Genomic DNA, 9,350 nt, shown 5'->3' on the forward strand with positions numbered 1-9,350 from the left:
CGATCCCTGAAGGACTCGAACCCTCAACCTGCTGATTAGAAGTCAGCTGCTCTATCCAGTTGAGCTAAGGGACCGCTTGCGGGGGTTTTCCATGATAAGGGCAGCCTTGGCAAGGCTGAACCACCCCGCGAAATCAAAGGGTGCGCGTCATGAACACGCTGAGCGGATCAAGGGTGTAGCTGCCAAAGGGCGGGCAGACGGCAAAGCCTTCGGACAGGTAGAGGTTGCGCGCCGCGAGAAAGCTGGCGTCGCTGCCGGTTTCAAGGCTGACTTTGCGCATCAACTCGCCAAAGCCCAATAGCTCTTTTTCCATTACCAAAGCCATAGCTTCAGGTGTTAGGTCGCGCGGTGAAGGCCCTGTGCCGCCAGTGGTTAGAATAAGATCAACTTGGACATTGTCACAAAGGTCTTTCAAGCAAGCTTCAACCGAAGCAATACCATCTTCGATGACCCGTTTTTCAGGAAGCCATTCAGACGAAATGACCTCGTTCAACCACGCTTCAAGCGCTGGGCCACTTTTGTCCTCATATTCGCCCCGACTTGCGCGGTCCGAAATGGTCACAATCCCAATTTTAACGGTCATAAAGCTATCCACCCAAAAACGACATATGCCGCTTGATACCAGATGTACCGTTCTCATCAATGGAGAAATTGTGGCATTCTGGTTTTGCAAACACCGTTTCGCGAATAAGCCCTTCAACCGGCGCATTGCTTTCCGATGCGCGCAATGCATCGCGCAGATCAACGGAACCTTCAGCCCCCATGCAGGTGTAAAGCGTGCCTGTGCAGGAAACGCGCAAGCGATTGCAGGTGGAACAGAAATTGTGCGACATCGGGGTTATAAAACCTAAACGCCCGCCCGTTTCACCCACTCGCACATAGCGCGAGGGACCACCCGTTGTGTCGTTTATGTCGGCCATGGTCCAACGTTGTGCCAAATCCTGACGGAAGTCAGAAAGGGAAACATATTGATCATTTCGGTCAATACCCACGTCACCAAGTGGCATGGTTTCAATTAGTGTCAAATCCATCCCACGGCCATGCGTGAAATTAATCAGATCGTCGATCTCTTCTTCGATCTTGCCTTTAACCGCCACCGTGTTGATCTTGATGTGCAACCCAGCATCTTGCGCTTTTTCAATGCTATCGAGCACACGTTCCAACCGGCCCCAGCGGGTAATCTCCGCATATTTTTGAGGGCACAGCGTATCAAGTGAAACGTTGGCGCGTTTTACGCCACAATCGACCAGCTGTTTGGCATACTTGCCCAACAGAGTGCCGTTGGTGGTCAGCGTTAGCTCATCCAACGCACCGCTTGCAAGGTGTCGAGACAAGCCTTCAAACAAGCTCATCACATTGCGTCGCACCAATGGTTCCCCGCCGGTAAGCCGCACTTTGCGCACCCCATTGTCAACAAAGGCCGTGACCAACCGCTCCAGTTCCTCCAAAGAAAGCACTTCTTTGCGCGGCAAAAACGTCATGTGTTCGGACATGCAATAGGTGCAGCGCAAATCACATCGATCTGTGATCGACAATCGCAGGTAGCTCGCCTGCCGACCAAACTGATCTACCAATTGAGAACTGGGTTGATCTTGCATAGGTCTATTGCACCAACGGGCTGTCGGCACCGTCGATTTGAATGCCCTTGATCTCAGCTTCGCCAGCCAAAATACCGATATATTGGGCAACCGCACGGCTCCAGCTCGATGCCTCAAGGAAGGCCGCTATTTTGGACTTCACGTGATCAAATGGCAATTGACGCCCTTCAATAATCCGGTCCAGCTGAATGATGTGATAGCCAAAGGGTGTTGGTACCGGCGTTGGGCTCATTTGCCCTTCCTCAAGTTCAAACAAAACAGTTTCAAACTCTGGCACAGTCTGGCCTTTAGTCAATTGACCCAAGTTGCCGCCTTCTTTGGCTGAAGGGCACTGGGAAAACTCGCGTGCAAACTCACCAAAGCGATCTGGTGCTTTGTTTAGCGATTCAATGATTTGCGCAGCTTTGACCATGCCTTTGCGGCGCGCAACAGGATCTTCCAATGCGCCAGCCAAAAGAATGTGTCGGGCTTCATAAATCGTGTCGGAAGAGAATTTGTCTTGATGCTGGTCAAAATAGCGCTGACATTCTTCTTCGCCAGCGCGCGGTACATCCACTTCTTGCTCGAGCAGTTGACGCACTTTGGCATCTTCGTCTGTTTCGCGACGACCTTGTGCATCTTCCATCGGTTCGGCGCTTAAGCCCAAGGCGTCTGCTTTTTGCAAAAGCAATTCGCGAATAACCAATGCTCGCGCCGCGTTGAGGACAGCATCTTTTGGTGTTTCAGCTTCGTGGTTTTGCACTTCTTGCTGAATGGCTTCCAGCGTAATTTCAACACCGTTTACAAAAATCTCTGGTGACTTTGGTTTTGGATCAACTTTAACAGCGTCGCCATTTGCCATTTTTGGCATGGAATTGTCGATGAGTGTAGCCATTATACTTCCCTATCAAAATCTTGTGGTCGGTGGGGCGCAAACGCCCCACCATTTTCGCAAACTAAGTGCGTTTCTTTTTGCTTCGCACAACCTGATATCCGGGACGCCACATATAGCGAACTGGAACAGAAAGCATGTGCACAAGGCGGGTGAACGGGAACAACAATAGAATTGTTAGACCCAAGAACATATGTGCCTTAAAGATCGGGCTAGCATCAATGATGTAGCTCGATGCTTGGAAGTTGAAGGTGAAGATACCCTGACAGTAATTCATGAAATTCACCATTTCATGCCCATCAAGGTGCTTCAGCGACACTGGAATAGTCGCCAGACCAAGCGCCAACTGAACCCACAAGATCAGGATTGTAAGGTTATCAGAGAAGCTTGATGACGCCCGCACCCGCGCATCGAAGAAGCGACGGTGAATGAGCAATGTCGCCCCGATAATGCCAGCAACACCAGCAATACCACCTGCCACAATCGCCAGCATTTGCTTGGCGGAGTGGCTGATACCCAAGGCATCAAAAATCCAAATCGGTGTCAACAAACCAACCAAATGGCCTACAAAAATCACCAATACACCGACGTGGAACAAAACAGAACCAAGCACCAATTGTTTGCGGCGCAGTAATTGGCTCGAGCCTGCCTTCCAAGTATATGGGTCCTTGTCGTACCGCAGCACAGAGCCCAACACCAGGGTCGCCAATGCGATATAGGGGTAAACCCCAAACACTGCAAAATTGAGAAATTCCTTCATCTCTCTTCTCCCTACTGTACCGTTGGTTGCGGTGCTGGACGCTTCGCAGCGCGCATCTGACGGCTCAACCGATCAGGACCACAATCTTCTTCACCTTGGCCGCCACCAAAGGTGATAGCCTCTTCTTCCCAAACAGCATCAAGCGCTTCAAGATCGTTCGGATCATCATCCGGCACGCTCAATATCTCGGCAACAACCGCAGGGTCAGCTTGGGTTGAAATGATTGCCTCAAGTGCCTGAAAAGCATTTGCATAAATGCTCTTTTTCTTTTCCAAACGCTGGCGCAAAGCAGACAAAATATGAACGGTTTGCCCAAGCAATTCCTCACGCTCATTCTCAATTTGAATAGACGCAAACTCAAGGAACATGGGCAGATAATCAGGCAAATCACTGACTGAAAGCTCAAACCCTTGCGCTTCATACATTTGCTTGAGGTCTACCATTGCTTGCCCACGGTCACGACTTTCCCCGTGCACATGTTCAAACAGGTGCAAAGACAACGTGCGTGTGCGGTCAAACATTTCCACATAACGCTCTTGCGCTTCGTAAACATCAAGCGAGGCAATATCGTCGATCAGCTGGTTGAGGAGAGCCTTTTCAGGCTCCCCTGTCAGACCGTCGTCTAAAACGGCGGCCTTTAGTTCTATCGCTGCATCTTTTAAATCCTTTGAGGGATAAGAAAGCAGCGTTGATATGATTTTCAATGCATTAGCCATTTTCATTCTCCGATCAAAAGACGTCAGTTGGTGTTGTCACTGTTTTGGTCTTTTTCGCCCCAAACAGATCAACTTCTGAATTACCGCCAGAGCAGCCATTGCCAAAGCTAAAGCCACATGATCCACGAAGGTCGTAAGCATCTTCAGCTTCTTCACGGTGTGACGTTGGAATAACAAACCGATCTTCATAGTTTGCGATCGCCATGATCTTGTACATGTCCTCGATCAATTCAGGGGTTAGCCCCACATCAGTCGCAAACTTGTCATCAATCACACCGTCAATGGTTTTGGTGCGCATATAGCCACGCATCGCCAGCATCCGTTTTAGGGCAAGCGCGATTGGCTCATCCTTACCGCCTGTTAACAAGTTGGCGAGATAGCGAACCGGAATACGCATGCTATCAACATCTGGCATGTTGTTTTTATCAACGCCAATTTTGCCAACTGCCGCTGCATTTTGCAGTGGAGATAGTGGTGGAATATACCAAACCATTGGAAGGGTCCGATATTCTGGGTGAAGTGGGAACGCCACTTTCCAGTCCATCGCCATTTTGTAAACCGGAGACTTTTGAGCGCTGATCAGCCAGTCCTCAGGGATGCCTTGCTTACGTGCTTCAGCAATGACCTCAGGATCATTTGGATCAAGAAACACTTTGAGTTGTTTCTCGTACAAATCCTTGGTGTCTGGTGTCGATGCGATCTCTTCAATTTTGTCCGCATCATAAAGCATTACGCCCAAATAACGGATTCGACCAACGCAAGTTTCAGAACAAACTGTTGGCAGACCAGCTTCAATCCGTGGGTAACAGAATGTGCATTTTTCTGATTTGCCTGAAGACCAATTGTAATAGATCTTTTTGTAAGGACAACCAGACACGCACATGCGCCAACCACGACATTTTTCTTGGTCGATCAACACAATGCCATCGTCTTCACGTTTATAGATTGCACCAGATGGGCAAGCCGCTACACACGTTGGGTTCAAGCAGTGCTCACACAACCGTGGCAGATACATCATGAAGGTGTTTTCAAACTCACCGTAAATTTCTTTTTCGATGCCTTCAAAGTTGTAGTCTTTACCCCGCTTGGAGAATTCACCACCAAGAATTTCTTCCCAGTTTGGACCCCAATTGATCTTTTCCATCCGCTCGCCAGAAATCAAAGAGCGCGGACGTGCTGTTGGGAACGCCTCACTTTCTTTGGCGGTTTGCAAATGGCCATAATCAAAATCGAACGGCTCATAATAGTCGTCAATTTCCGGTAGATCGGGGTTGGCGAAAATCTTCGCCAATACCCGCCACTTTGCACCCATTTTGGGGGTGATTTTGCCGTTTGAATTACGGGTCCAACCACCATTCCATTTCTTTTGGTTTTCCCAGTCTTTTGGGTAACCAATACCTGGTTTGGTTTCTACGTTGTTGAACCAAGCGTATTCAACGCCCTCACGGTTCGTCCAAACGTTCTTACAGGTGACAGAACATGTGTGACACCCGATACATTTGTCCAGGTTCAGCACCATGCCGACTTGTGCACGAATCCGCATTATTTCGCCTCCTGCTTGCCTTTGTATGGCCCTTCGAGCCATTCGACCTTGTCCATCTTGCGCACAACCACAAATTCATCGCGGTTCGCACCAACAGTGCCGTAATAGTTGAAACCATAAGATTGCTGCACATAGCCGCCAATCATGTGGGTTGGTTTGGTGATTGCACGGGTAACCGAGTTATGGATACCGCCACGAAGGCCAGTAGTCTCAGCGCCCGGTGTGTTCACAATTTTCTCTTGTGCGTGATACATGAAGACTGTGCCTTCTTTCATCCGCTGAGAAACCACCACGCGGGCAGTAAGTGCCCCGTTGGAGTTGTAAACTTCGACCCAATCATTGTCTTCAAGGTCCGCTTTCAAAGCGTCTGTTTCAGACAACCAAACAACTGGTCCACCACGGTTCAACGTTAGCATCATCAAGTTGTCAGAATAGGTCGAGTGAATCCCCCACTTCTGGTGCGGTGTGATGAAATTCAACACCACTTGTTTGTTGCCGTTTGAACGTGCGTCCAATTCCGGTGTGATTGTTTTTGTGTCAATTGGAGGGCGGTAGAGACAGAAGCCTTCACCAAACGCCCGCATCCACAGGTGATCTTGATATAGCTGCTGACGACCAGTCAATGTCCGCCAAGGGATAAGCTCATGCACGTTGGTGTAACCAGCGTTGTAGCAAACCTTTTCGCTTTCAATACCTGACCATGTCGGAGAAGATATGATCTTTCTTGGTTGCGCGACCACGTCACGGAACCGGATCTTCTCGTCTTCTTTTGGTAGTGCGAGATGTTGATGCTCGCGACCTGTGATCTGCTCTAACGCGGCCCAAGCTTTCACAGCAACTTCGCCGTTTGTTTCAGGAGCTAGGCTCAAGATCACTTCACAGGCATCAATGGCGCTGTCAATTTTCGCAAGGCCTTTTGAAATGCCCTCTTCCAACACGACGCCGTTTAGCTCTTGCAGCAAATGCACTTCGTGCTTGGTGTCCCAAGCAATGCCTTTGCCACCGTTGCCAATTTTGTCCATCAATGGGCCAAGCGAAGAGAACTTTTTGTACAAGTTCGGATAGTCACGCTCGACCACAAGAATGTTTGGCATAGTCTTGTTTGGAATGGCGTCAATTTCGCCTTTCTTCCAATCTTGAACATCCATCGCCTGCCCCATTTCGGCAGGTGTGTCGTGTAGAATGGGAAGAGTAACGATATCTGTTTCCACACCCAAAACTTCTGGTGCAATTTCAGAGAACTTCTTGGCCAATCCTTTAAAGATTGCCCAGTCAGAACGCGCTTCCCAAGCAGGATCTGCCGCTGTTGAAAGCGGGTGGATGAAGGGGTGCATATCTGAGGTGTTCAGATCGTCCTTTTCATACCAAGTCGCTGTTGGCAAAACGATGTCTGAATAAACACAAGTTGTGCTCATCCGGAAATCAAGCGTAACCAACAGATCAAGCTTACCTTCAGGCGCTTTGTCATGCCACTTGGCTTCCGTTGACCGCGCACGGCCTTCTTCGCCCAAATCTTTGCCCATCACACCATGTGAGGTGCCAAGCAAATGTTTGAGGAAGTATTCGTGGCCTTTACCAGACGACCCGAGCAAGTTTGAGCGCCACACGAATAGGTTGCGTGGCCAGTTTGCTGGATCATCAGGATCCTCACAAGACATTTCCAGATCGCCAGACTTCAGTTGCTGAACAACATAGTCCTTAGGGTCCATGCCAGCTTCTTTTGCTTCAGCCGCAATGGTCAATGGGTTTGTCTTTAGTTGAGGCGCTGATGGCAACCACCCCATCCGCTCTGCGCGAATGTTATAGTCGATCATAGTGCCATCCCAAGGGCCATCAGGGGCCGTTGGTGACAAGATCTCATCAACAGTCACAGTTTCATAACGCCACTGATCCGTATGCGCGTACCAAGCACTGGTTGAGTTCATGTGACGTGGTGGACGGCTCCAATCCAAGCCAAAGGCCAAGGGCTGCCAACCGGTTTGTGGACGCAGTTTTTCTTGACCCACATAGTGGCTCCAGCCACCGCCAGATTGCCCAATACAACCGCACATCACCAACATGTTGATGATGCCACGGTAGTTCATGTCCATATGGTACCAGTGGTTCAAACCAGCGCCAAGAATGACCATTGAACGGCCATTTGTTTTCTCAGCATTGTCAGCGAACTCACGGGCTGTTGTGATGATGTGTTCGCGGGGCACACCAGTGATCTTTTCAGCCCAAGCCGGTGTATATGGCGTTGCATCGTCATAGCTGGTCGCAACATTTTCACCGCCAAGACCACGGTCAAGGCCGTAGTTGGCAACGAACAAATCAAACACAGTTGCAACAAGCGCTTCGCCGTCTGTTAGCTTTACCTTTTTGGCAGGAACAGAACGCACCAAAACGCTAGCGTGGTCTGTGCCTTGGAAGTGATCGTGCTCACGGTTGCCAAAATATGGGAACGCCACATCAGCAACTTGATCATGCTCACCATCCAGCACAAAGCTCATATCTAGCTCGGTGTCATTGCCCTTACTGTCTTTTGCTTCAAGGTTCCACTGTTTGCTGTCATCCCAACGGAAACCGGCTGAACCCTGTGGCACAACGATTTTTTTGGTTTTGCCGTCAACAGCTACTGTTTTCCATTCAGTATTTTCTTTTTCGCCAAGATTGTCGGCAAAATCAGAAGAACGGAGCAAACGCTCAGGGATCAGATTGCCATCTTTTTCGACCAAGCGAACAAGGTTCGGCATATCTGTGTAGCGACGGCAATAATCTTCAAAATACTCCGCTTGGCGATCCAGGTGGAATTCACGAAGAATAACGTGACCCATTGCCATCGCAAGCGCCGCGTCGGTGCCCTGTTTTGGGTGCAACCACAAATCAGCAAACTTTGAAGCCTCTGAGTAGTCGGGGGAGACCACAACAGACTTCGTGCCTTTATAGCGTGCTTCTGTATAAAAGTGAGCATCTGGCGTACGGGTTTGAGGAACGTTTGAACCCCAAAGCATCAAGAACCCAGCATTGTACCAGTCAGCACTTTCCGGCACGTCGGTTTGCTCGCCCCAAGTCATTGGCGACGCTGGTGGCAAATCGCAATACCAATCATAGAACGACATACATGTGCCGCCCATCAAGGAAAGATAGCGAGAACCAGCAGCGTAAGAAACCATGGACATGGCCGGGATCGGAGAGAATCCGAAAATACGGTCCGGGCCCCATTTTTTGATTGTATGGGCATTGGCCGCTGTGATTATTTCATTGACCTCGTCCCATGCCGCGCGGACAAAACCACCCTTGCCTCGGTAAGCCGTATAATTATCCCGCTTGGATTTATCGTCCTGGATAGACCGCCATGCCGCCACAGGTTCCATGGTTTTACGCGCTGCGCGCCACAGTTTTAAAAGTCGCGCTCTTACGAGCGGATATTTCACCCGGTTTGCAGAATATAGATACCAGCTATAGCTAGCACCGCGCGCACAACCGCGCGGTTCATGGTTTGGCAAATCATCACGGGTACGGGGGTAATCGGTCTGCTGGGTTTCCCAAGTGACGATGCCGCCTTTGACGTAGATTTTCCACGAACATGACCCGGTACAATTCACACCATGTGTCGAGCGCACGATTTTATCGTGCCGCCAACGGTTCCGGTATGCTTCTTCCCAGGACCGGTCTTCTTCCGTCAGCACACCGTGTTTATTGGAAAAGGTTTCGGTGTTGCGCCGGAAGAAGCTCAATCTGTCGAGTGTGTGGCTCATGTGAATAATCCTTTAAGCGTTCAAGAACCGATCTGGCCAAAATAGGCGCTATGATAAGTTCATCCTGGGTTTCCCTGTCTGCCTTGCAGTTTACAGACGAGAGCGAAAATCCAATTGATAAA

General features: G+C 49.7%; 6 protein-coding genes, 1 tRNA gene and 1 pseudogene. All 8 read right to left on the reverse strand.

Features of this window, described 5'->3' with window-relative positions; translation table 11 throughout:
• The 8 genes and pseudogenes from Q0231_RS06110 to Q0231_RS06145 all read right to left on the reverse strand — a co-directional run bounded on the left by Q0231_RS06110 (nt 1) and on the right by Q0231_RS06145 (nt 9,228).
• Nucleotides 1-74: transfer RNA gene (locus tag Q0231_RS06110), tRNA-Arg, on the reverse strand.
• A 179-nt stretch (nt 75-253) separates the two neighbouring features.
• Nucleotides 254-583, reverse strand: a pseudogene (locus Q0231_RS06115) (molybdenum cofactor synthesis domain-containing protein); the annotation flags it as partial.
• A 4-nt stretch (nt 584-587) separates the two neighbouring features.
• Entirely contained in the window at nt 588-1,598 is a 1,011-nt protein-coding gene (gene moaA, locus Q0231_RS06120) for a GTP 3',8-cyclase MoaA (RefSeq protein WP_299346366.1), read from the reverse strand.
• 4 nt (nt 1,599-1,602) lie between these two features.
• On the reverse strand, nt 1,603-2,472 hold the full coding sequence (locus tag Q0231_RS06125) for a peptidylprolyl isomerase (RefSeq protein WP_299346368.1): 870 nt from the start codon (nt 2,470-2,472) through the stop codon (nt 1,603-1,605).
• A 61-nt stretch (nt 2,473-2,533) separates the two neighbouring features.
• The gene (gene narI, locus Q0231_RS06130; RefSeq protein WP_269394672.1) at nt 2,534-3,229 is read right to left on the reverse strand and encodes a respiratory nitrate reductase subunit gamma; all 696 of its coding nucleotides are present in this window, start codon (nt 3,227-3,229) and stop codon (nt 2,534-2,536) included.
• A gap of 11 nt (nt 3,230-3,240) precedes the next feature.
• A complete protein-coding gene (narJ, locus tag Q0231_RS06135) occupies nt 3,241-3,945 on the reverse strand; it encodes a nitrate reductase molybdenum cofactor assembly chaperone (protein ID WP_299346371.1) in 705 nt (234 codons plus the stop codon).
• Between the two features lie 13 nt (nt 3,946-3,958).
• Nucleotides 3,959-5,488 (reverse strand): nitrate reductase subunit beta, encoded by a 1,530-nt coding sequence (narH, locus tag Q0231_RS06140; RefSeq protein WP_299346374.1) that lies wholly within the window; start codon nt 5,486-5,488, stop codon nt 3,959-3,961.
• Nucleotides 5,488-9,228: a nitrate reductase subunit alpha gene (locus Q0231_RS06145; RefSeq protein WP_299346375.1), complete on the reverse strand. Its 3,741-nt coding sequence runs from the start codon at nt 9,226-9,228 to the stop codon at nt 5,488-5,490. The genes narH and Q0231_RS06145 overlap by 1 nt, the downstream gene beginning before the upstream one ends.
• Nucleotides 9,229-9,350: the final 122 nt, after the last annotated feature.

Origin of the sequence: uncultured Maritalea sp. (genome assembly GCF_937139385.1) — a bacterium.
GTDB lineage: Bacteria > Pseudomonadota > Alphaproteobacteria > Rhizobiales > Devosiaceae > Maritalea > Maritalea porphyrae_A.

Excerpts from the sequence above, each read along its gene's own strand:
- narH (WP_299346374.1), bottom strand. The coding sequence starts at position 5,488 with ATGCGGATTCGTGCACAAGTCGGCATGGTGCTGAACCTGGACAAATGT.
- Q0231_RS06125 (WP_299346368.1), bottom strand. The coding sequence starts at position 2,472 with ATGGCTACACTCATCGACAATTCCATGCCAAAAATGGCAAATGGCGAC.
- narJ (WP_299346371.1), bottom strand. The coding sequence starts at position 3,945 with ATGGCTAATGCATTGAAAATCATATCAACGCTGCTTTCTTATCCCTCA.
- moaA (WP_299346366.1), bottom strand. The coding sequence starts at position 1,598 with ATGCAAGATCAACCCAGTTCTCAATTGGTAGATCAGTTTGGTCGGCAG.
- narI (WP_269394672.1), bottom strand. The coding sequence starts at position 3,229 with ATGAAGGAATTTCTCAATTTTGCAGTGTTTGGGGTTTACCCCTATATC.
- Q0231_RS06145 (WP_299346375.1), bottom strand. The coding sequence starts at position 9,228 with ATGAGCCACACACTCGACAGATTGAGCTTCTTCCGGCGCAACACCGAA.